The organism is Streptomyces sp. NPDC048191, assembly GCF_040652655.1.
Taxonomy (GTDB): domain Bacteria; phylum Actinomycetota; class Actinomycetes; order Streptomycetales; family Streptomycetaceae; genus Streptomyces.
Window position 1 is genome coordinate 18,420 of the sequence record NZ_JBEZMO010000042.1, and the last position, 22,238, is coordinate 40,657.

The following is a 22,238-nucleotide window of genomic DNA, read 5'->3' on the forward strand; positions in this document are numbered from 1 at the left end:
TACCCGTCCCGGGCCGGAAGCGTGCCTGGGGCGCGGGGACATGCCCGAAGCGGCTCGGCCGTGGCGGCGTCGGCGGGGAAGAGCGTCTCGACGGCGGTCTCGTCCAGCGTCACGTCCCGGGGGGGGACCCGACGACCGTGGTGGTGCAGAGGAGGCTGAGTTCACCGAAGTCCGTGCCGGGAACAGCGGGACGACCAGGTCGCCGTTCCCCGCTCGGTGGCCCGGCCCGCGGGGGCCGGGTGGGACTCGATCTCGGCCAGCAGTTCCGCCAGGCCCTCCGTCGCCGTGCGGGCGGGTTGCCGGCGGAGGCGGCGCAGGACGTGCTCGCGCCACTGGCCGGGATCGCGGAGCCGCCAGGACAGGCCGGCGGGGTGCAGGGTCGCTCGCAGCACGTTCAGGGGAGGCGTGCACAGCGAGGGCGGGAGGCCGTCCTGGAACGCCGTCGCGGCGTCGTTGGCGGCCGGCGATGCCCGGCGCACGCTGACCGCGAGCGCCGGGCTGGGCCCGTGGCCCGCGAGGACGGCGTCCACGGCGGCGCGGGCCGCGCCGAGGTCGGCGAGCGACCGCTCGGGGTGACGCCACCCACGACCACGGCCGACGCCGAACTCCCGTGGCTCCGCGGTTACTTGGCCGCGGGGTCCGCCGTCCACTCCTGCCAGGTCATGTTCCAGCCGCCCAGGCCGTTGTCGGGGGCGACGGTCTTCTCCGTGCTGCCCACCACCTCGATGACGTCACCGATGAGACTGCGGTCGAAGAACCAGCCCGCCGGGGTGTCCGAACCGCCGCCCTTGACGTCCCTCAGGCCCACACAGCCGTGACTGACGTTGACGCGCCCGGGGGCGTCCGGCGACCAGTAGTTGCCGTGCAGGAAGGTCCCGGAGTCGGTGAGTTTCATGGCGTGCGGGACGTCGGGGATGTCGTACTCGCCGCCGAAGCCGACCGTGTGGCTGTTCATGCGGGTGACGTCCTGCATGTCCATCACCACCATCTTGCCGTTGTACGTGGGGTTCGTGGGGGCGCCCGCGGTGATCGGCACGGTGGCCAGCAGCCGTCCGTCCCGGCGTACCTGCATGGTGTGCCTGGCCGCGTCCACCAGGGAGACCTGGCTGCGGCCGACGGTGAAGGAGAACGACTTGTCCTGCAACCCGTAGACGCCGGGCGCCCCTTGGACGTCCCGCAGGCGCAGGTCGACGGTGACCTCGGTGCCGGGTTTCCAGTACTGCTCGGGGCGGAAGTCAAGCCGGCTCCGGCCGAACCAGTGCGGGCGGATCTCGACCGGCGGCCGCGCGCTGACCCGGACGGCGCGTTCGACGGCGGCGCGGTCGGCGATCTCCCGGCTGAAGGCGAGCGAGACGATCATGCCGGTGCCGACGACGGAGCGGTTCTCGGGGGTGACGTAGCCGATGAACCGCTCGTCGGGCACGAGCGTGGCGAAGGTGGTGTGCCGGGCCGAGCGGCGCCCCTCGGCGTCCAGCGCCACCACGTCGACGGTGTACTTGGCGGCGAGCGCCAGCCGGTCCTCGTCCGGCCGCCAGGTCAGGCCGTCGGGGCTGATGCGCCCCGGGACCGGGGAGTCCTGCGCGTCCTGCGACTTCACGACCGTCACCCGCTGCAGGCGCCCGTCGGGCACCCGCACCCGCAGCCGCCGGTCAGGGCGGACGGCCGTGCTGTCGTCGTCGGGGGTGACGTGGATGACGTCCTCGGGTGCCGGGGGTCTGCCGGGCGCTCCGTCCAGCCCGAGCGGGCCGGTACCCACCGAAGAACACCCTGCGAGCAGTGCCGCCCATGTCAGTAGGGCGGCCAGCGCGGCTCCCGTGCGCCGCGCGCGTCCTTGTACGTGCCTCACGCGGACTCAACGACGGGGCCCGCTCCGGGGAAACGTGAGTGCGACGCACGCACTGGGCAGAACAGAGGGAAGGACGACACGCTGGGGAGCCGCCGCCCGCGCACGAGGGGCCGCCTTCTTGGATCGGATCGGCTGGAAGGGACGCACGGCGCGATCCAGAGGGCGCCCCCGAGCGTCGGGGCGCAGCCGTACCGGGCGGCCGAGGGTGCTGCGGGGCAGCCTCGGCTCTTCGGCACGGCCGGTTGCGCCGCCCCGGGGGCGAGCCACTGAAAGAGGGGCCTACAGGTGACGAGCGCAGCCGAGCAGCGGGCACCGGCCGGGGAGCCGGCCGCCGGGACCGGGCAGCAGCCGGCCGTGGTGAACGGCGCCCGGCGCGCCGCGGTGCCGGCCCCGGTGGTGTGGCCGGGTGCCCCGACTCCGCTGGGGGCCCGGTTCCGGGTCGGCCCGGACGGTGTCGCGGGCACCAACTTCGCGCTGTGGGCGGGCGGCGCGGAGGCGGTCCGGGTGTGCCTCTTCGACGAGCGGGGCCGGGAGACCCAGGTTCCGCTGACCGAACTGACGCACGAGATCTGGCACGGTTTCGTCCCGGGGGTGATGCCGGGGCAGCGGTACGGCTACCGGGTGGACGGCCGTTGGGACCCGTGGACCGGCGCCCGTTGGAACCCGGCCAAGCTGCTGCTGGACCCGTACGCGCGGGCGGTGGACGGCCCCAGGGGCAACGACTACGGCCGGCTGCCGCCGGAGGTGTACGGGCACGTCCGGGACTGGCCCGAGCAGTACGTCGCCGACACCGTGCGCGACGACCGGGACTCGGCGCCGTACGTCCCGAAGGGCGTCGTCGTGCACGATGACGACGACTGGTCCGACGACCGTCGGCCCAAGACGCCCTGGGCGGACTCGGTCATCTACGAGCTGCACGTGCGCGGCTTCACCATGCTGCACCCGGACATCCCCGAGGAGCTGCGCGGCACGTACGCGGGGCTCGCGCACCCGGCGGCGATCGAGCACCTGGTGAGGCTGGGCGTCACGGCCGTGGAGCTGCTGCCCGTCCACCAGTTCGCGCACGAGGACCACCTGCTGCGCCGGGGCCTGAGGAACTACTGGGGTTACAACTCCATCGGCTACTTCGCCCCACACGCCGCCTACGCCGCCTCCGGTACGACGGGCCAGCAGGTCGGCGAGTTCAAGCGGATGGTGCGCGCGCTGCACGCGGCCGGCATCGAGGTGGTCCTCGACGTGGTCTACAACCACACGGCGGAGGCGGGCGAGCTGGGCCCGACGCTGTCCCTGAAGGGCATCGACAACCGCGGCTACTACCGGCTGCAGGACGACGCCCGCCGGTACGCCGACTACACCGGGTGCGGCAACACCCTGCACGTCGTCCAGCCCCAGGTGCTGCGCCTGATCACCGACTCGCTGCGCTACTGGGTGACGGAGATGGGCGTCGACGGCTTCCGTTTCGACCTCGCGGCGGCGCTCGCCCGCTCGATGCACGACGTCGACATGCTCTCGCCGTTCCTCGCGGTCATCGCCCAGGACCCGGTCCTCAGGCGCGTCAAGCTGATCGCCGAGCCGTGGGACATCGGCTCGGGCGGCTACCAGGTCGGCGCCTTCCCCCCGCTGTGGACCGAGTGGAACGACCGCTACCGGAACACGGTCCGCGACTTCTGGCGGCACGCCCTGCCGGACGTCCGCGAGATGGGCTACCGCCTCTCCGGCTCCAGCGACCTGTACGCCTGGGGCGGCCGGCGCCCGTACGCCTCGGTCAACTTCGTCACCGCGCACGACGGGTTCACCCTCCGCGACCTGGTGTCGTACGAGAACAAGCACAACGAGGCCAACGGCGAGGACAACCGCGACGGCACCGACGACAACCGCTCCTGGAACTGCGGGGTCGAGGGCGAGACGGAGGACGAGCGGGTACGGGCCCTGCGCCGCCGTCAGCTGAGGAACCTCCTGACGACGCTCCTGCTGTCCACCGGGGTGCCCATGCTGGTGGCCGGCGACGAACTCGGCCGCACGCAGCGCGGCAACAACAACGCCTACTGCCAGGACAGCGAGATCAGCTGGCTGGACTGGTCGCTGCTGGACGATCCGGCCTGGCGCCCCCTGTTCGACCTGACGTCCCGGCTGATCGCCCTGCGCCACCGGCACCCGGTGCTGCGCCGCCGTGCCTTCTTCTCCGGCCGCGCCCACTCGGCGGACGGGCTGCGCGACCTCGCCTGGTTCACCGCGCGGGGCGCGGAGATGACCGAGGCCGACTGGTACGCGCCCGCGGCCACGCTCGGCATGTACCTCTCCGGGCGGGACATCCCGGGCCGGGACGAGCGGGGCGCACCGGTCGTGGACGACAGCTTCCTCGCGGTGCTGCACGCGGGCGACCGGCCGACGGGCTTCGTGCTGCCGGGGTCACCGTGGGCGGAGCGGTACGAGGTGGTCGTGGACACCTCGCGGGAGGAACAGGCGGGCGCCCCGGGCACGGTCCACCCGGCGGGTACGGAGATCACGGTGCCGGAGCGGGCGGTGCTGCTGCTGAGGGTGGGCTGAGGGCGGGGCCGGTTGAACCACTGGGCTCTGCCGGTGGAGCCACCGGCCCTGCGGCGAGTGCCGGCTCAGCTCAGGCCGAGGCTGGACAGTGCGGTCGTCCAGTCGGTCATGATGGCTTTCTGCGCGTCGGTGAGGCCGACCTCACCGGCGCACACGGCCTTCTTGAGCTTGTTCTCGACGGTGTCCTTGTCCGAGGAGGTCTCGCCGCCGTAGTGGGGTTCGGGCCAGAGGTTCTCCTCGCTCCTGGGGGCGCCGCCGAGTTCGAGCGGGACGAAGTGGTCCTCCTCGTAGTCCGAGAGGCTGGTGTCCGAGTAGCCGTACTCGACGATCTGCTTCTTCTTCAGCGCGGTGGTGTAGGAGCTCGGCGGCCGCACGGTCGCGGTCCAGCCGGAGACGCAGATGGTCGAGCCGATGGTGCCCTGGGTGACGTCGGGGTTGAGGTCGCCGGGCGTACAGGCCGGGTCGGGCAGGGGGAGGTGGCCCTGGCTGCAACTGGCCGCGTGGGCGGAGCCGGTGGTGACGCCGAGGCCCGCGGCGGCGAGGGCGAGCGTGGAGAGGGTGGTCACCAGGGGGCGGGGTATTCGGGACATGTGGGGGTCTCCCGGGGTGGTGCCCGGCAGGGATTCCGGGCGGTCGTGAGCATGACAACACCGGGATCGTCTATGCGAGTAGACCACTTTGCCCGACCGATAGGCCCTTTGATTGAACGTTTATCCGCGCGAGGACAGCGCGAGGGAAGGCCTTGACGCGGACTTGATGACCGGCCGGAAAAACGCCTCGGACGCGGCGGCGCCGCCGTATGACGCCACGTCAACTACCCACCGTATCCCGGCTGAACACCCGGTGAATCCGGCCAGGAACCGGCCTGCCCGGGAAGCCCGGTCAGCCGAGGATCCCCCGGTCGTACCCCACCGCCACCGCCGCCGCCCGGTCGTTGACGCCCAGCTTGGCGTAGAGGTGGGTGAGGTGCGTCTTCACCGTCGCCTCGCTGATGAACAGCTCGCGGGCGATCTCACGGTTCGAGGTGCCCTTGGCGACCAGCGCCAGGACCTCGCGCTCGCGGGCGGAGAGGGGCTCGGCGCCGGGCTGCCGAGGGGCGCGGACCGCGTGGACCAGGCGGGAGGCGACGGCCGGGGAGAGGACCGTACGGCCCTCGGCGGCGGCCCGGACGGCGGTGAACAGCTCGTCGCGCGGGGCGTCCTTGAGCAGATAGCCGGTCGCGCCCGCCTCGATCGCGGGCAGGGTGTCGGAGTCGGTGTCGTAGGTGGTGAGGACCAGCACCTTCGCGCGGGCGCCGCGCCGGGCCAGTTCGCGGATGGCGTCGACGCCGGAGCCGCCGGGCATCCGCAGGTCCATGAGGATCACGTCCGGGTCCAGGGCCGTTGCCCGGTCGACCGCCTCCACACCGTTCGCGGCCTCGCCGAGCACGGTGAAGCCGGGGGCGGACTCGAACATGCCGCGCAGGCCGTCCCGGACGACCGGGTGGTCGTCGACGATCAGCAGGGAGATGGTGGTGTCAGCGGTCATCGCGCACCAACGGTACGCGAGCCGACACCGCCGTCCCCTGCCCCGGTTCCGATTCGACCGTGAGGGAGCCCGCGATGCGCTCGGCCCGGGCCCGCATGCCCTCCAGGCCGAAGCCGCCGCTGCGGGTGCGTTCCGGTACGGCGGCCGGGTCGAAGCCGGTGCCGTCGTCGCGGACGTCCAGCGTGACCTCGTCGCCCATGAAGGACAGGGTCACCCCGACGCGGGTCGGGCGGGCGTGCCGGGCCGCGTTGGACAGGGCCTCCTGGGCGATGCGCAGCAGGGTCGCCGAGACCTCGTCGTGGAGCTGCTCGGTGGTGCCGGTGACGGTGAACTCCGCGCGCGTGCCCGTGCGTTCACCCCACTCGCTGACCGTCTTCTTCAGTGCCTCCGGCAGCCCGTCGGCGGCGAGGGCGACCGGGGTGAGGTTGTGCACCGAGCGGCGGGCCTCGCCGAGACTGTGCCGGGCGAGGGCCGAGGCGCGTTCCAGGTGGGTGCGGGCGGTGCTCAGGTCGGGGGCGTTCGCGACGACCTGGAGCTGGGCGATGATCCCGGTCAGGCCCTGGGCGATGGTGTCGTGGATCTCGGCGGCGAGCCGGCGGCGCTCGTCGGCGACGCCCGCCTCCCGTGCCTGGAGAAGGAGTTGGGCGTGCAGGGCCGCGTTCTCGTCGAGGGCCCGCTGCAACGCCGCGTTGGTGCGCTCCAGTTCGCCGATGGTCTCGGCCTGGTTCAGAGAACGAGCCTCCTCCTGCAGGGCGTACCGGGTGAAGACGCTGACCATGCCCATGTTCACGGCCAGAACGAGGAAGAAGCCGAGCCACAGGGTCACCCCGTGCGGCGGCCAGCCGCCGATCTCACTGCCCGACATGGTGACGGCGGTCAGGAACAGGCCGGGCATCACCAGCCGGCGCGGCAGCTCCCGGACCGCGATGTAGTAGCCGGTCACGGCGTAGAAGGCGAAGAACGGGTTGGCCCAGGTCAGCACGAAGGCGAAGGCCCAGCGCAGCAGGTAGAGGCAGACACTGGTCCGGTTCGGTCCCGGCCGCTTTCGCCTCACCCTCTGCGCCCACAGCTGCAGCACGACGGCCGCGGGCACGAGGACCGCGCAGACCACCAGGCCGACGCGGTCCACGCCGACCACCCGGGCGGACATCACCCCGGCGACGACCGCGGCGGCCAGCAGCGCCCAGGGCCCCCACGTCTGGAAGGAGGCACGGGGCTGCTGGTACTCGGGGTTCGTCATCCCCCCAGTCTCCGGCACGGCCCGCTCACTCCCAGCGGAACCAGCGAGCCGCCCCGGCCGTCAGCGACACCGTCCAGGCCACCAGCACGCCCAGGTGCTCCCAGCCCGGCCAGTGCCCGGCCGCCGCCTCACCCAGGGCGCGCGCCGCCGCACCGAACGGGGTCAGCTGCACCACACGGGCCAGCGTGTGCGGCATCTCCTGCACCGGCAGCCACACACCCGCGCAGAACATCATCGGGAAGAACACCGCCGAGCCGATCGCGCTCGCGATCCTCGTGGTGCGGGACAGCGCCGAGACGACGGAGCCGAGGGCGAGCGCCGACGCCGTCGCGAGCAGCAGGGCCAGCAGATAACCGGCCGGCTGTTCGGGCAGCTTCACGTCGAAGGCGAGCCGGCCGACGACGAGCGCGAGCAGCGCCGAGGCCAGCGCCACCGTGCCCTGCACGACCATCTGCGCGGACAGCAGGGCGGAGGGCCGTACGGGGGTGAGCCGCATCCGGCGCAGGATGCCCCGCTCCCGGTGGCCGGTCAGGGCCTGGGGCAGGGACTGCACCCCGGACATGATCAGGGCGATCAGGACGGCGATGGGGACGTAGGCGTCGACCGGCCGCAGCCCTCCCAGGGACTTGTCGGCCTCCCGGAACGACGGGATCGAACCGAGGATGGCCAGGAGCAGCGTCGGGAACAGGAAGATCCAGAAAACGGCGCCGGGTTCGCGGCGGAACAGGCGGAACTCGGTGCGCAGGACGGCGGTGTTCATGCCGCGGCCTCCTTCGTCAGGTCCAGGAACGCGTCGTCGAGGGTCGCGTCCACGACGCGGAGCTGATGGGCGGTGATGCGGTGCCGGGCGAGCAGGGTGATGACCGCGTTCACGGTCTCGTCGGTGCCGGACAGCGTGATCCGGCCGTCCTTGCGCTCGACTGAGGCGAGGGCCGGGAGGCCGGCGAGGTCGTCGTCGGGCAGCGGGGCCGAGGGGGTGAAGCTGATGACGGTGGCGCCCGCCGACCGGCGGATGAGTCCGGCCGGGGTGTCGAGTGCGGCCACCCGCCCCTTGTCGATCACCGCGATCCGGTCGCAGAGCCGCTGCGCCTCCTCCATGAAGTGGGTGACGAGCAGCACGGTGACCCCGCTCGCACGGACGTCCTCGATCAGCTGCCAGGTGTCGCGGCGGGCGCGCGGATCGAGGCCGGTGGTCAGCTCGTCCAGCACGACGACGCGCGGGTTGCCGACGAGGGCCAGGGCGATGAACAGCCGCTGCCGCTGGCCGCCGGACAGCTTGGCGAACCGGGTGCCGAGCTTCGGGACGAGACCGAGGCGTTCGGCGAGCGGCCGCCAGTCGGCCGCGTTCGGGTAGAACGAGGCGTACAGTTCCAGCGCCTCGCGCACGGTCAGCTTGGGCTGCAGCTCGCTCTGCTGGAGCTGGGCGCCGAGGACCCGGGCGACCTCGTCGTGGTCGGCGACGGGATCCAGGCCGGTGACCCGGACCCGGCCGGCGTCGGGGACCCGCAGCCCCTCGACGCACTCCACGGTGGTGGTCTTGCCCGCGCCGTTCGGGCCGAGGATCCCGAAGACCTCGCCCTCCTCGACGGCGAAGGAGACACCGTCGACGACGGCCCGGCCGCCGTACGACTTGCGCAGATCGGTGACTTCGATGACGGATGGCATGCCTCGAGCATCCCGGGCGGGCGGCCCCCGGCACATCGGCCGCCCCGCTGGAAGCGGCATCGTCCGATCGGTTGATACCGGCCTACGACCCGTCGTGCGGAACCGCTGTCCGAAGGGTCGAACACCCAGGTCGTAGGACCAACGGCGGAGGGGGGTCCGGCCGAAACTCAGTGGGCGATGTCAGTGCCGGTCCGTACGCTCGCGGTGATGCCCACGACACGTGCAACCACCGAGACCGGCCGTTCCGCCGTACGCACGCTGCTGCGTCTGTGGCCGTACGTCCGCCCTGTGCGGGCACGCCTGTTCACGGCCGCGTTCGTCGCGATCGTCGCCTCCTGTACCGGGCTGGTGATCCCGCTCGTCCTGAAGTGGATGGTGGACGGACCGGTCGCCGACCGGGACCCGGCCGGCGTCTGGCTGGGCGCGCTGTACCTGCTCCTCCTCGGCATCGCCGAGGCGGTCCTGTTCGGCGTACGGCGCTGGCTGGTGGCCCGCCCGCTGTCGCGCGTCGAGGCGGAGATGCGGGCGGGCCTCTACCGGCATCTGCAGCGGCTGCCCGTCGCCTTCCACGACCGCTGGGCCTCGGGCCAGCTGCTGTCGCGGGGCACGACCGACCTGATGCTGCTGCGTCAGTTCCTCGCCTTCCCGCTGACGTTCCTGCTGGTCAACGGGGTCACGATCCTCATCGGCGTGGTGATCATGCTGATGCAGGACTGGGTGCTGGGGCTGGTCATCCTCGGCCCCGCGATCCCGGTGATGTGGACCTGCGCGGTCTTCGAACGGCGGTACGCGCTGGTGGCCCGGCGCGCCCAGGACCAGGTCGGCGACCTGACGACGGTGGTCGAGGAGAGCGTGCTCGGCATCCGCGTCATCAAGGGCTTCGGCCGGCACCGCAGCCAGGAGCGGGCGTTCCGCGAGCTGTCGGTCACCCTGCGCGGCACGGAGCTGCGCAAGGCGCGGCTGCTCGCCATGATCTGGGGTGTCATCGTGACGCTGCCCGAGCTGGCGATCGGGGCGGCGCTCGTGCTGGGTGCGGTCCGGGTGGCCGACGGCGGGCTGTCGGCGGGCACCCTGGTCGCCTTTCTGAGCACGGCCCTCGCGCTGCGGTGGCCGGTGGACTCGATCGGTTTCCTCCTGGCGATGAGCCAGGAGGCGGCGACGGCGACCGAGCGGTACTTCGAGGTGCTGGACGAGGCGCCGGAGGACACCCCGGCCGCCGCCGGCCGGGGCGGCGCACCAGCACCCCGCGAGCGCGGGCAGGCGGCACCCGCAGGCACCGGCCTGCGCTTCGAGGGCGTCCGGTTCCGCTACCCCGACGCACCCCCCGGCTCCCCGCCCCTGCTCAGCCACATCGACCTGCACATCCGCCCCGGCGAGTCCATGGCCCTCGTCGGCGCGACCGGCAGCGGCAAGACCACGCTCACCGCCCTCGTCCCCCGGCTGCACGAGGTCACCTCCGGGCGGATCACCCTCAACGGTGCCGACATCGCCGCGATGCCCCGCGAGGAGCTGCGTGCCAAGGTCGCCGTCGCCTTCGAGGAACCCACGCTGTTCTCCGCGAGCGTCGGCGAGAACGTCCTCATGGGCGCGGCGGCCGGCGCCGGCCGGCCGGACCTCGACCGGGCCCTGGACGTCGCGCAGGCCGACTTCGCGCACGCCCTCCCCCAGGGCACCGGCACCCGCGTCGGCGAGCAGGGCCTCAGCCTCTCCGGCGGGCAGCGCCAGCGCCTCGCGCTGGCCCGCGCGGTGGTCGGCAGACCGGAGTTCCTGGTGCTGGACGACCCGCTGTCCGCCCTGGACGTGCACACGGAGGCCGCCGTGGAGGCCGCGCTGCGGCAGGTCCTCGCCGACACCACCGCGCTGATCGTGGCCCACCGCCCCTCCACCGTGCTGCTCGCCGACCGGGTCGCCCTGCTCTCGGGCGGGCGGATCACCGCCGTCGGCACCCACCAGGAACTGCTGCGCACCAACGCCGAGTACGCGCATCTGATGTCCGGGGACGAGGACGAGGAGGAACCCCGTTGACGACCACGACCGCCTCCACTCCCCCGGCCGAGGACGACGAACTCGGCCCGCGCGGGGAGGGCCACGGCAGTGACGGCGACGTCTTCGACCGGGACGTGCTGCCCGCCCCGCCCGGCGCCACGGCCACCCTGCTGCGCTCGCTGCTCGCGCCCCTGAAGGCCCGGGCCGCGGTGACCATGCTCCTGCTGCTGCTCCAGCAGGCGGCCGTGCAGGCGGGCCCGCTGCTGGTGGCGTACGCCATCGACAGCGCCGTACCGGCGTTCCGGGACCACCGGCACGGCCCGCTCATCGCGGTGGCCGTCGGCTGTCTGCTGTGCGCGCTGCTGTCCGGCGCGCTGCAGTTCGCGTTCATCGAGGCCTCCGCCCGGGTCAGCCAGGACGTGCTGCTCGATCTGCGGGGCCGGATCTTCCGGCACGCGCAGGCGCTGAGCATCGACTTCCACGAGCGGTACACGTCCGGACGGCTGATCTCCCGGTCCACCACGGACGTCGAGTCGCTGCGCGAGCTGCTGGGCGAGGGTCTGCAGGAGCTGGTGACCGTCGTCCTGTCCTTCGTCTACATCTCGGCGATGCTGCTGTGGCTGGACGTCGGCCTGGGCGCGGTCGCGGTGGCCTCCTTCGCGCCGCTCTACGTGCTCGTACGGCTCTACCAGCGGCGGGCGGGACGGGTGTACCGGGTGCGGTCCACGGCGATCGCGGCGGTGATCGTGAAGTTCGTGGAGACGATGAACGGCATCCGTCCGGTGCGCGCCTTCCGCCGGGAGGCCGCGAACGACGCCGAGTTCGGGGTGCTCAACCGGCGGCACGAGCGCACGAACGGGGACGCGCTGCTGGAGATGGCCCGCTATGTGGTCGGCTCCCGGCTGGTGGCCAACACGGCGGTCGCGGGGATGGTGCTGTGGGGCGCCTACCGGGTGGCGTCCGGCTCGCTGGAGCTGGGCGTGCTGGCGGCGGCCGTGCTGTACCTGCGGCGGCTGTACGACCCGATCGACCGGCTCGGCATGTTCCTGAACGCCTACCAGTCGGCCGCCGCCTCCCTGGAGAAGATCGCCGGGCTGCTGGCCCAGACCCCGTCCGTGCCGGAGCCGGCGGTGCCACGTGAACTCCCGCCGCTGAAGGGCGACTTCCCGGGCCGCGAGGTCGTCTTCGACGGGGTCCGGTTCGGTTACCGCACCGGCGGCGAGGTGCTGCCCCGCTTCGATCTGACCCTGCCGGCCGGGCAGACGGTCGCCGTGGTCGGTGCCACGGGTGCCGGCAAGTCCACGCTCGCCAAGCTCCTCGCCCGCTTCTACGACCCCTCCGACGGCCGTGTGCTGCTGGACGGCGTGGATCTGCGCGAGCTGGCCGTGCCGGAGCTGCGACGCGGGGTGGTCATGGTGACCCAGGAGGCGTTCCTGTTCTCCGGTACGGTCGCGGACAACATCGCCATCGGCCGGCCCGACGCCACCCGTGCGGAGATCGAGCGGGCGGCGAAGGCGATCGGCGCGCACGAGTTCATCAGCGCGCTGCCCGACGGCTACGACACCGACGTGCGCAAGCGCGGCGGGCGCATCTCGGCCGGTCAGCGCCAACTGGTCGCCTTCGCACGGGCGTTGCTCGCCGACCCGGCGGTGCTGATCCTCGACGAGGCGACCAGTTCGCTGGACATCCCGGGCGAGCGGGCCGTGCAGCGGGCGATGTCGACGGTGCTGCGGGGCCGTACGGCGGTCGTCATCGCGCACCGGCTGTCGACCGTGGAGATCGCGGACCGGGTGCTGGTGATGGAGGGGGGCCGGATCGTCGAGGACGGCCGGCCCGGCGAACTGATCGCCGGCACGGGCCGGTTCGCGGATCTGCACAAGGCGTGGCGGGACAGTCTGGCCTAGCCGGGGAACGGGGGCACGCACGGGATGATCGACGCGTACGAGGAGCCGGGCACGCCCGACACCCGCGGCGGCTGGTGTTACCTGTGGTGGCTGGTGCTGCGCCAGCCGGGCCGGTCGGCCGCCGGGGCGCTGCTGGGCAGTGTGTGGATGGTGCTGCTGGCCGCGCAGCCGTACCTGATGGCGCGGGCCGTGGACGACGGTCTGGTGCCGGGACGGCTGGGGGTGCTGGCCGGCTGGAGCGTGGTGATGTTCGTGCTCGGGTCGGTGAACGCCTGGCTGAGCATCATGCGGCACCGCACGATGACCCGGGTGCGGATGGACGCCTACTTCCGCACGGTGAAGGTGGTCGTGGGCCATGTGGTGAGGCTCGGCGCCGCGCTGCCCCGCCGGTCGGGGGCCGGTGAGGTGGTGACGATCGGGGTCGCCGACGTGCACACCGTCGCGCAGGCGCTGACCGTGGTCGGGCCGGGCGTCGGTTCGGCCGTGGTCTATGTGGTGGTGGCCGGGCTGCTGCTGGCGGTCTCGGTCCCGCTGGCCGCCGTCGTGGTCCTCGGACTGCCGGTGATCGCGCTGGTCACCGGGCCGCTGACGCTGCGGCTGCAGAGCGCGGAGAGCGGCTACCGGGAACGGCAGGGTGTGCTCGCCGCACGGATCGGGGACCTCGCGGGCGGGCTGCGTGTCCTCAACGGCCTCGGCGGCAAGGGGCTGTTCGCGGACGCCTTCCGCACGGATTCGCAACGGCTGCGGGCGCAGGGCTACCGGGTGGGTGCCGTGGCCAGCTGGGTGCAGGCGCTCGGCGTGGGCCTGCCCACCCTGTTCCTGGCCGTGGTGACCTGGCTCGCCGCCCGGCTCGCGGCCCAGGGGTCCCTCACCATCGGCGAGTTGGTGTCGGTGTACGGCTATGTGGCGGTGCTGATCGGTCCCGTGGCCTTCTTCGTGCAGATGGCGTACGACATGAACCGGGGCGTGGTGGCCGCGCGCCGGGTGGTACGGCTGCTGCGGCTGGAGCCGGAGCCGGACGAGGGCACGCTGGCGGCGCCCGAGGGGCCTGCCGAGCTGCACGATCCGGCGTCCGGGGTGCGGGTGGTGCCGGGCCGGCTGACCGCGCTGGCCGCCGCCCGGCCCGCCGACGCCGCCGCCGTGGTCGACCGGCTGGGCCGCTTCGGGCCGACCGACGCCACCTGGGGCGGGGTGCGGCTGGACGCGGTCCCGCTGGCGGAGGTGCGCGAGCGGGTCCTGGTCGCGGACAACGAGGCCGACCTGTTCGCCGGGCCGCTGCGGGAGGTCGTGGCCGCCGAGCACACGCCGGACGCGACGGCGCTCGGCCGGGCCCTGTACGCGGCCGCCGCCGAGGACGTCGTACGCGGCCTGCCGGACGGACTCGACTCCGCGGTGGCCGGGCAGGGCCGCAGCCTGTCCGGCGGCCAGCGGCAGCGGATCCGGCTCACCCGGGCGCTGCTGGCCGACCCGGAGGTACTGCTCGCGGTGGAGCCGACCTCGGCGCTGGACGCGCACACGGAGGCGACCGTCGCCGGACGCCTGCGCCAGGCCCGGGAGGGCCGTACGACGGTCGTGACGTCCACCTCGCCGCTGGTGCTGGACCACGCGGACACGGTGGTGTTCCTGGTCGACGGAAAGGTCGCGGCGACCGGCCCGCACCAACGGCTGCTGGCCACCGAGCCGGGCTACCGCTCACTCGTGGCCCGGGACACGGAGGGGATCGTACGGTGACGGCGGGTGAGGGGTTGCTGCCGGTCGCGGACCAGGGGCGGGTGCGGCGGGCCATGCTGCGGCTGGTGCGCGCCGACGGGCGGGCGTTCGCCGCCGCGCTGCTGCTGAACGCGCTGGCGGCGGGGGCCGGTCTGGCCGGGCCGTGGCTGGTCGGGCGGATCGTGGATGACGTACGGACCGGGCAGGGGGTCGGCGCGGTGGACCGGCTCGCGCCCTGGATCCTGCTGTGCGCGCTGGCCCAGCTGCTGCTGGCCCGCTGGGCACGGTATGTGGGGTACCGGTTCGGGGAGCGGACGCTGGCCCGGGTGCGCGAGGAGTACGTCGAGCGGGTGCTGGCACTACCCGCGTCCGTGGTGGAGCGCGCGGGCACCGGCGACCTGACGGCGCGTGGCACGGCGGACGTGGCGATCGTCGGCACCACGCTGCGGGACGTCGGCCCGGAGCTGCTGGTCAACACCGTGCAGGCGCTGTTCGTGCTGGGCGCGGTGTTCGCGTTGGACCCGCTGCTCGGGGCGTTCGGACTGCTCGGGCTGTCCCCGATCTGGCTCGCGCTGCGCTGGTATCTGCGCCGGGCCCGGGACGGCTATCTCGCCGAGGGCGCGGCCACGTCCCAGGTCGCGGAGATCGTCGCCTCGACGGCGGCCGGAGCCCGGACGGTCGAGGCGTTCCGGCTGCGGGAGCGGCGGATCGCGGCGAGCCGCGACGCGCTGGAGACGTCCCGCCGTACCCGGTTCCGCACGCTGTTCCTGCGCACGGTGTTCTTCCCGGCGGTGGAGGTGACGTACACCGTGCCCGTGGTGGGCGTGCTGCTGCTCGGCGGGTGGCTGCACCAGCGGGGCTCGGTGGGGGTGGGCGCGGTGGTGGCCGCGGCGCTGTACCTGCGGCAGTTCACCGAGCCGCTGGACCAGATCCTGATGCGGGTGGAGCAACTGCAGGGCAGCAGCGCCTCGTTCGCGCGCGTGGAGGGGCTGGCCGAGGCGCCGGGCGACCGGACCGCGGACGGTTCCCCGGTCCCGGCGGACGACCGGATCGACGTGCGCGGGGTCCGCTACGCCTATGAGCGCGGCGGCGAGGTGCTGCGCGGAGTGGATCTGACGGTACGGCCCGGGGAACGGCTCGCGGTGGTGGGCCCCTCGGGTGCCGGGAAGACGACGCTGAGCCGGCTGCTCGCGGGCATCGACCGGCCCGGGACCGGGGCGGTGACGGTGGGCGGGGTGCCGGTCGCCGAGCTGGAGCCGGAGCTGCTGCGCCGCCAGGTGGTCCTGGTGACGCAGGAGCACCATGTGTTCCTCGGCACGGTCCGCGACAACCTGCTGATCGCCGAACCGGCGGCCACGGACGCGGATCTGTGGGCGGCGCTCGCGGCGGTCGGTGCCGACGACTGGGTGGGTGACCTGCCGGACGGGCTGGACACCCGGCTGGGCGAGGGCGGCCACGGCACCGACGGCTCGCAGGCGCAGCAACTCGCCCTGGCCCGGGTGGTGCTGGCCGACCCGCACACCCTGATCCTCGACGAGGCGACCGCCCTGCTGGACCCCACGACGGCCCGGCACACCGAGCGCGCCCTCGCCGGCGTTTTGGAGGGCCGTACGGTCATCGCCATCGCCCACCGCCTCCACACGGCCCACGACGCCGACCGGGTGGCGGTCATGGAGAACGGCCTCCTGACGGAACTGGGCACGCACGAGGACCTCGTGACGGCCGGCGGCGCCTACGCGGCCCTGTGGCGGACGTGGCACGGGGACCCGGCCGGCCGTTCCGAGCCGCCGCCGGGAGAGGGTACGGCTCCCTCCGGGGCCGCCGGCCAGTAGGCGCCGGGTGTCGGCGGGTCCGTACGGGGGGACGGCGAGCGCATTCGCCGGCCGCACCCGGCAGGGACAGGGCCGTTGACACCGGCACCCCGCGCCCGGAACCGGACAACCGCGCCCGTGCGCACGGCCGGTGGCGGAACCGCCGCCCCCATCCCCCGCCCTGGTGACGACTCCGTATATCGAACATGAACATCCGGTCAACGAACCATTTCCGGCCAAGTTTGTGACGCGGTCCTGACAGGTGCGCCGATCCCCTGTCACTCTTCCCAGGCCGACTCACAACAACCCCACGGTTCCACCTGTCCGTGAGCGGCCTGCACATGGTTCCGCGCAACGCCCCTGTTCTGCCCCGGACGTCCCAAACCCACCGTCCGGTCTCCCCTGGCCGCGTGACCCGCGGCCACGCAGAAGGAGTCAGTGTTGAGACGGAGTTCCTCACCCAGACGCACCCCCTACACCCCGCGTCGTACCGCCACCGTCGCCCTCGCCGGCGTCGCCGCCCTGCTCGCCGCCGCCGTCCAGTCGGGCGCGGCCAGTGCCGCACCGGCGAAGCCCCGGCCCGGCAAGGTGAATCCGGCCCACGCGGCCGTGAGGCTCACGCCCTCGCAGCGTGTCGAACTGATCCGCCACGCCGACGCCGGCACGGCCGCCACCGCCCGTTCCCTCGGCCTCGGCGCGAAGGAGAAGCTGGTCGTCAAGGACGTCGTCAAGGACGGCGACGGCACCCTGCACACCCGCTACGAGCGCACCTACGCCGGCCTTCCCGTGCTCGGCGGCGACCTGGTCGTGGACACCGACACGTCCGGCAAGACCATGGACGTCATCAAGGCCACCCGCGCCACCCTGAAGGTCGCCGGTCTCACCCCGGCGGTGTCGAAGGCCACGGCCGAGAAGCAGGCCGTGCAGCGGGCCAAGGCCCTCGGCGGCAGCAAGCAGTCCGCCGACTCCGTGCGCAAGGTGATCTGGGCCGGCTCCGGCAAGCCCGTCCTCGCCTACGAGACGGTCGTGGGCGGTTTCCAGGACGACGGCACCCCGAACCGGCTGCACGTCATCACCGACGCCGCCACCGGCAAGAAGCTCTTCGAGTACCAGGGCATCGAGACCGGCGTCGGCAACACCCAGTACAGCGGGCAGGTCACGCTGACGACGACCCAGTCGGGTTCGACGTACACGCTGACCGACGGGGCACGCGGCGGCCACAAGACGTACAACCTGAACCACGGCAGCTCGGGCACCGGGACCCTGTTCTCGCAGAACAACGACACCTGGGGCAACGGCACCACGTCGAACGCGGCGACCGCGGGCGCGGACGCCCACTACGGCGCCCAGGAGACCTGGGACTTCTACAAGAACACCTTCGGCCGCAGCGGCATCCGCAACGACGGCGTCGGCGCCTACTCCCGCGTCCACTACGGCAACTCGTACGTGAACGCCTTCTGGGACGACAGCTGCTTCTGCATGACCTACGGCGACGGCTCGAACAACGCCGACCCGCTGACCGCGCTCGACGTCGCCGGGCACGAGATGAGCCACGGTGTCACCGCCAACACCGCGGGGCTGGATTACAGCGACGAGTCGGGCGGCCTGAACGAGGCCACCAGCGACATCATGGGCACCGGCGTCGAGTTCTACGCCAACAACTCGTCCGACAAGGGCGACTACCTCATCGGCGAGAAGATCAACATCAACGGCGACGGCACCCCGCTGCGCTACATGGACAAGCCCAGCAAGGACGGCGGCTCCGCCGACTCCTGGTACTCGGGCGTCGGCAACCTGGACGTCCACTACTCCTCGGGTGTCGCCAACCACTTCTTCTACCTGCTGAGCGAGGGCAGCGGCGCCAAGGTGATCAACGGCGTCAGCTACGACTCGCCCACGGCGGACGGGCTTCCGGTCACCGGCATCGGCCGGGACAAGGCGCTGCAGATCTGGTACCGGGCGCTGACCACCAAGTTCACCTCCACCACCGACTACGCGGCCGCCCGCACCGGCACCCTCGCGGCGGCCGGCGAGCTCTACGGCACCTCCAGCACCGAGTACAAGGCGGTGCAGGACGCCTGGGCGGGCGTGGCGGTCGGGTCGCGCTCCGGCGGCGGGGGCGGCGGAGGCGGCGGCGGGACGACGTACGAGAGCAACACCGCCGTCGCCATCCCGGACAACGGTCCTGCCGTCACCTCGCCCATCACGGTCTCCGGCAGGAGCGGAAACGCGCCGAGCAACCTCCAGGTGAGCGTCGACATCACGCACACCTGGCGGGGCGACCTGGTGATCGACCTCGTCGGCCCGTCGGGCACCGCCTACCGTCTGAAGAACTTCAGCTCCTCGGACTCGGCGGACAACGTGAAGCAGACCTACACGGTCAACGCCTCCGCCGAACCCGCCAACGGGACCTGGAAGTTGAGGGTGCAGGATCAGGCCACCTACGACACCGGAACGATCAACGGCTGGAAGCTGACGTTCCCGTAAACCGGCCGTCAACAGCCCGGGAACTGGGCGTCGTCCGAGGGTCCGGCACCCTCGGACGACACCGGTTAACACACCCGCAACGTTTCTCGGACAGTCGACTTTCGGCCAACATCACTTCAGGGCCCTGACATGTACGCGTCCCTGATGTCACCCTTCCTTCACCCGCCGCAGAGCTTCACCACACCGTTCCGGCCAGTAACCCCACGCTGACCGGACTCCCCACACGAAGGAGCTTGCGTGACCCCCCGCTACGCGCGTCACAAGCGCACCACTCTGGCCATCGCCACCGCCGTGGCCGCCGGAGCCCTCATCTCCACCGGTCTGGCCTCCACCGCGACCGCGGCCGGCAAGACCAGCTCGACCCCCGGCGCCGCCCCGACCGCGCTGTCCGCCTCCGCCCGCACCTCCCTGATACAGCAGGCCCAGGCCGACGCCGCCGAGACCGCGCAGCACATAGGCCTCGGCGCCAAGGAGAAGCTGGTCGTCAAGGACGTCGTCAGAGACGTCGACGGCACGGTCCACACCCGCTACGAGCGGACCTACGCGGGCCTTCCGGTGCTCGGCGGCGACCTCGTCGTCCACACCGCCAAGTCCGGCAAGACCGAGGGTGTCACCAAGGCGACCAAGGCGACCATCAAGGTGGCCTCGCTCAAGCCGCAGATCAGCGCCGCCAAGGCCGAGCAGCAGGCGGTGTCCGCCGCCAAGACCCTCGGCTCCGCCAAGTCCGCGGCGGACGGCGCCCGCAAGGTGATCTGGGCCGGCTCCGGCAAGCCCGTCCTCGCCTACGAGACGATCGTCGGCGGCCTGCAGGACGACGGCACCCCGAACCAGCTGCACGTCATCACCGACGCCGCCACCGGCAAGAAGCTCTTCGAGTACCAGGGCATCGAGAACGCGACCGGCACCGGCAAGACGCTGTACTCGGGCACCGTCAGCCTCACCACCACGCAGTCGGGCTCGTCGTACAACCTGACCGACGCCTCGCGGGGCGGTCACAAGACCTACAACCTGGCCCGCAAGACGTCCGGCAAGGGCACCCTGGTCAGCAACTCGACCAACACCTTCGGCACCGGCACCGCCTCCACCTCCTCCTCCGACCAGACCGCGGCCGCCGACGCCGCCTACGGGGCGCAGGAGACCTGGGACTTCTACAAGAGCACCTTCGGCCGCAGCGGCATCAAGAACGACGGCGTCGGCGCCTACTCCCGCGTCCACTACGGCAGCTCGTACGTGAACGCCTTCTGGGACGACAGCTGCTTCTGCATGACCTACGGCGACGGCTCGGGCAACGCCGACCCGCTGACCTCGCTGGACGTGGCCGGCCACGAGATGAGCCACGGTGTCACCGCCAACACCGCGGGCCTCGACTACAGCGGTGAGTCCGGCGGCCTGAACGAGGCCACCAGCGACATCATGGGCACCGGCGTGGAGTTCTTCGCCAACAACGCCAAGGACCCCGGTGACTACCTCATCGGCGAGAAGATCAACATCAACGGCGACGGCACCCCGCTGCGCTACATGGACAAGCCCAGCAAGGACGGCGGCTCGGCGGACTACTGGTCCTCCTCCGTCGGCAACCTGGACGTCCACTACTCGTCGGGCGTCGCCAACCACTTCTTCTACCTCCTGTCGGAGGGCAGCGGCGCGAAGACGATCAACGGCGTGAGCTACAACTCGCCGACGTCCAACGGCTCGACGGTCACCGGAATCGGCCGCGCCAAGGCGCTGCAGATCTGGTACAAGGCGCTGACCACGTACTTCACGTCCACGACGAACTACAAGGCGGCCCGCACGGGCACCCTGAACGCCGCCAAGGACCTGTACGGCTCCGGCAGCACCGAGTACAACGCGGTGGCCGCGGCCTGGTCGGCGGTCAACGTCAGCTGACGCACGCGCAGTGGCGGACGGGCGGCACCCGGGCGGAGATCGTTCCGGGTGCCGCCCTACTCTTGTGACCCATGTCCTCCGCGCCCTTCACCTACGAGCCGGTCGGCGCGACCCGCGACGACCTGACGTACTGCCCGCCCGGCTTCCACCCGATGCTCGTCCGCACCCGCCTCGGCGAGGGGCACAAGGTGTTCCAGCGGGCCGCCGAGGCGGTCCTCACCTGGGAGATGCACCGTGCCCTGGGCGTGGGCATCGACGCCACCGCCGACCGCGCGGCTCCGGACGTCGACGTCACGGTCACCCTGGCGGGCGTCATCAAGGCCCCCTGCCGCATCATCTGGACGGCGGACGAACCCCGCCGCGCCGGCTGGGCCTACGGCACCCTGCAGGGCCACCCGGAATGCGGCGAGGAGGCCTTCATCGTCGACCGCACGGGCGACGGTACGGTCTGGCTGACGGTCGCGGCGTTCAGCAGGGGAGCCAAGTGGTACGCGAGGGCGGGCGGCCCGGCGACCCGGGGGCTGCAGCACGCGTACGCCCGGCGGTGCGGGGTGGTGCTGCGCAGGATGTGCGCGGAGTTCGACGAGGCCTGACCGTCTCATCCGTCCGCCAACGGCACCAGGGTGCCCTGCACCCCCGCGCCACGATCCCACGAAGCGCCGCCACGATCGCGGCCACGCCGGGCTCGGGCATGCTCCTGCTCGTGCCTCAGCCATTCGTGCACGCTGGGATCGAAAATCAGCCGACCCGTGCACCGGCTCCCCGTTCCGTGTTGCGATGCGCAATGGGCCGATGTGAGGATCCGGGACATGTTCGAACACGGGGGCGATTCCGACTCGACCGCACGAATACCTAGGTCACGGCTGTACGACTACATGGACCCGGCCCGCACCGACCAGCGGGACACGCTCCGGCCGGAGGCGTTCGAGGGGCTCCATACGCGTGACGCTGTGCCTGACGCGCCGGACGCCGTCGAGCGCAGGCGTCGCGCGTTCGCGGTGCTGCTGGGCGGGTTCCGTCGTGCGGCGGTGCTGGTGCCGGTGGACGAGGACGAGGCGCCGTTGACGGCCGACTTCGGTGGTGTCCGCTGGATCTACGCCTTCTCCCACGAGCGTGCGCTGGCCCGTTTCGCGGTCGCGCGCGGCGAGGGTGAGCGGGAGTGGGCGTACCAGCGGTGGCTGGGGGCGCGTCTGCTGGACGCGGGGGTGGTGGCGGTGGGGGTGCCGTGCGGGGTCGCGTTGGATGTGGGCAGTGAGGGCGAGGGGGCGCTGTTCCCGCCGGTGCGGGGGATCGTGCCGGACGGGGCGGCGGTCGGTGTGGGGGCGCAGATGGGGGACTTGGCGTGACAGACGTTAACGGGGACTTGAAGACGGACGGGCTGGCGTTGATCGCCAAGGGCCTGACCGATGCGCTGGGTGAGCTGAGGGAGCTCGGCATGGTCGGTGAGGCCGGGGCCGGGCGTGGCTTCGGTGAGATCGCTCTGTCGGGGCTGGAGTTGGGGCATGAGGGGCTGACGGGCGCGTTCAAGTCGTTCTGCGAGCGCTGGGAGTGGGGCGTGCGCTCGCTGATCAACGAGGGGCAACGGGTTTGCCGAGAAGACGGGTCTGGCGGCGGGCACGTACTACGAG

The 22,238-nt window shown here is 72.4% G+C and carries 16 protein-coding genes; 9 read left to right on the forward strand and 7 right to left on the reverse strand.

Going from position 1 to position 22,238, the window contains the following annotated elements:
• Positions 1-161: 161 nt before the first annotated feature.
• A complete protein-coding gene (locus AB0D93_RS38030; RefSeq protein ID WP_362130122.1) occupies positions 162-650 on the reverse strand; it encodes a hypothetical protein in 489 nt (162 codons plus the stop codon).
• On the reverse strand, positions 623-1,846 hold the full coding sequence (locus tag AB0D93_RS38035) for an Ig-like domain-containing protein (protein WP_362130125.1): 1,224 nt from the start codon (positions 1,844-1,846) through the stop codon (positions 623-625). Before AB0D93_RS38035 ends, AB0D93_RS38030 begins: the two co-directional genes overlap by 28 nt.
• Before the next feature lie 285 nt (positions 1,847-2,131).
• Here AB0D93_RS38035 and glgX point away from each other — a divergent pair, with 285 nt between their 5' ends.
• On the forward strand, positions 2,132-4,393 hold the full coding sequence (gene glgX, locus AB0D93_RS38040; protein WP_362130128.1) for a glycogen debranching protein GlgX: 2,262 nt from the start codon (positions 2,132-2,134) through the stop codon (positions 4,391-4,393).
• 65 nt (positions 4,394-4,458) lie between these two features.
• Here glgX and AB0D93_RS38045 read toward each other — a convergent pair whose 3' ends face one another.
• The 5 genes from AB0D93_RS38045 to AB0D93_RS38065 form a co-directional block, all read right to left on the reverse strand.
• The gene (locus AB0D93_RS38045; protein ID WP_362130131.1) at positions 4,459-4,983 is read right to left on the reverse strand and encodes a hypothetical protein; all 525 of its coding nucleotides are present in this window, start codon (positions 4,981-4,983) and stop codon (positions 4,459-4,461) included.
• Between the two features lie 292 nt (positions 4,984-5,275).
• A complete protein-coding gene (locus AB0D93_RS38050; protein WP_362130134.1) occupies positions 5,276-5,920 on the reverse strand; it encodes a response regulator transcription factor in 645 nt (214 codons plus the stop codon).
• Positions 5,910-7,160: a sensor histidine kinase gene (locus tag AB0D93_RS38055; protein ID WP_362130137.1), complete on the reverse strand. Its 1,251-nt coding sequence runs from the start codon at positions 7,158-7,160 to the stop codon at positions 5,910-5,912. The genes AB0D93_RS38050 and AB0D93_RS38055 overlap by 11 nt, the downstream gene beginning before the upstream one ends.
• 25 nt (positions 7,161-7,185) lie before the next feature.
• Positions 7,186-7,920, reverse strand: a complete 735-nt coding sequence (locus tag AB0D93_RS38060) for an ABC transporter permease (RefSeq protein ID WP_362130140.1) — start codon at positions 7,918-7,920, stop codon at positions 7,186-7,188.
• Positions 7,917-8,825 (reverse strand): ABC transporter ATP-binding protein, encoded by a 909-nt coding sequence (locus tag AB0D93_RS38065; RefSeq protein WP_362130143.1) that lies wholly within the window; start codon positions 8,823-8,825, stop codon positions 7,917-7,919. The genes AB0D93_RS38060 and AB0D93_RS38065 overlap by 4 nt, the downstream gene beginning before the upstream one ends.
• A 207-nt stretch (positions 8,826-9,032) precedes the next feature.
• On the opposite strand from AB0D93_RS38065, the gene AB0D93_RS38070 reads away from it, so the two are divergent.
• The 8 genes from AB0D93_RS38070 (at position 9,033) to AB0D93_RS38105 (ending at position 21,956) form a co-directional block, all read left to right on the forward strand.
• On the forward strand, positions 9,033-10,850 hold the full coding sequence (locus AB0D93_RS38070) for an ABC transporter ATP-binding protein (protein ID WP_362130146.1): 1,818 nt from the start codon (positions 9,033-9,035) through the stop codon (positions 10,848-10,850).
• Positions 10,847-12,715, forward strand: coding sequence for an ABC transporter ATP-binding protein (locus AB0D93_RS38075; protein WP_362130149.1), 1,869 nt, complete (start codon positions 10,847-10,849; stop codon positions 12,713-12,715). The genes AB0D93_RS38070 and AB0D93_RS38075 overlap by 4 nt, the downstream gene beginning before the upstream one ends.
• Positions 12,716-12,739: 24 nt before the next feature.
• A complete protein-coding gene (locus AB0D93_RS38080) occupies positions 12,740-14,446 on the forward strand; it encodes an ABC transporter ATP-binding protein (protein WP_362130152.1) in 1,707 nt (568 codons plus the stop codon).
• A gap of 53 nt (positions 14,447-14,499) precedes the next feature.
• Entirely contained in the window at positions 14,500-16,257 is a 1,758-nt protein-coding gene (locus AB0D93_RS38085) for an ABC transporter ATP-binding protein (protein ID WP_362130195.1), read from the forward strand.
• 420 nt (positions 16,258-16,677) lie between these two features.
• Entirely contained in the window at positions 16,678-18,723 is a 2,046-nt protein-coding gene (locus AB0D93_RS38090) for a M4 family metallopeptidase (RefSeq protein ID WP_362130155.1), read from the forward strand.
• Between the two features lie 237 nt (positions 18,724-18,960).
• The gene (locus tag AB0D93_RS38095) at positions 18,961-20,610 is read left to right on the forward strand and encodes a M4 family metallopeptidase (RefSeq protein ID WP_362130158.1); all 1,650 of its coding nucleotides are present in this window, start codon (positions 18,961-18,963) and stop codon (positions 20,608-20,610) included.
• Positions 20,611-20,681: 71 nt separating this feature from the next.
• Entirely contained in the window at positions 20,682-21,203 is a 522-nt protein-coding gene (locus AB0D93_RS38100) for a DUF1990 domain-containing protein (RefSeq protein WP_362130161.1), read from the forward strand.
• 216 nt (positions 21,204-21,419) lie between these two features.
• Positions 21,420-21,956: a hypothetical protein gene (locus tag AB0D93_RS38105; protein WP_362130164.1), complete on the forward strand. Its 537-nt coding sequence runs from the start codon at positions 21,420-21,422 to the stop codon at positions 21,954-21,956.
• Positions 21,957-22,238: the final 282 nt, after the last annotated feature.

Excerpts from the sequence above, each read along its gene's own strand:
- AB0D93_RS38045 (WP_362130131.1), bottom strand. The coding sequence starts at position 4,983 with ATGTCCCGAATACCCCGCCCCCTGGTGACCACCCTCTCCACGCTCGCC.
- AB0D93_RS38050 (WP_362130134.1), bottom strand. The coding sequence starts at position 5,920 with ATGACCGCTGACACCACCATCTCCCTGCTGATCGTCGACGACCACCCG.
- AB0D93_RS38055 (WP_362130137.1), bottom strand. The coding sequence starts at position 7,160 with ATGACGAACCCCGAGTACCAGCAGCCCCGTGCCTCCTTCCAGACGTGG.
- AB0D93_RS38060 (WP_362130140.1), bottom strand. The coding sequence starts at position 7,920 with ATGAACACCGCCGTCCTGCGCACCGAGTTCCGCCTGTTCCGCCGCGAA.
- AB0D93_RS38065 (WP_362130143.1), bottom strand. The coding sequence starts at position 8,825 with ATGCCATCCGTCATCGAAGTCACCGATCTGCGCAAGTCGTACGGCGGC.
- AB0D93_RS38070 (WP_362130146.1), top strand. The coding sequence starts at position 9,033 with ATGCCCACGACACGTGCAACCACCGAGACCGGCCGTTCCGCCGTACGC.
- AB0D93_RS38080 (WP_362130152.1), top strand. The coding sequence starts at position 12,740 with ATGATCGACGCGTACGAGGAGCCGGGCACGCCCGACACCCGCGGCGGC.
- AB0D93_RS38085 (WP_362130195.1), top strand. The coding sequence starts at position 14,500 with ATGCTGCGGCTGGTGCGCGCCGACGGGCGGGCGTTCGCCGCCGCGCTG.
- AB0D93_RS38100 (WP_362130161.1), top strand. The coding sequence starts at position 20,682 with ATGTCCTCCGCGCCCTTCACCTACGAGCCGGTCGGCGCGACCCGCGAC.
- AB0D93_RS38105 (WP_362130164.1), top strand. The coding sequence starts at position 21,420 with ATGTTCGAACACGGGGGCGATTCCGACTCGACCGCACGAATACCTAGG.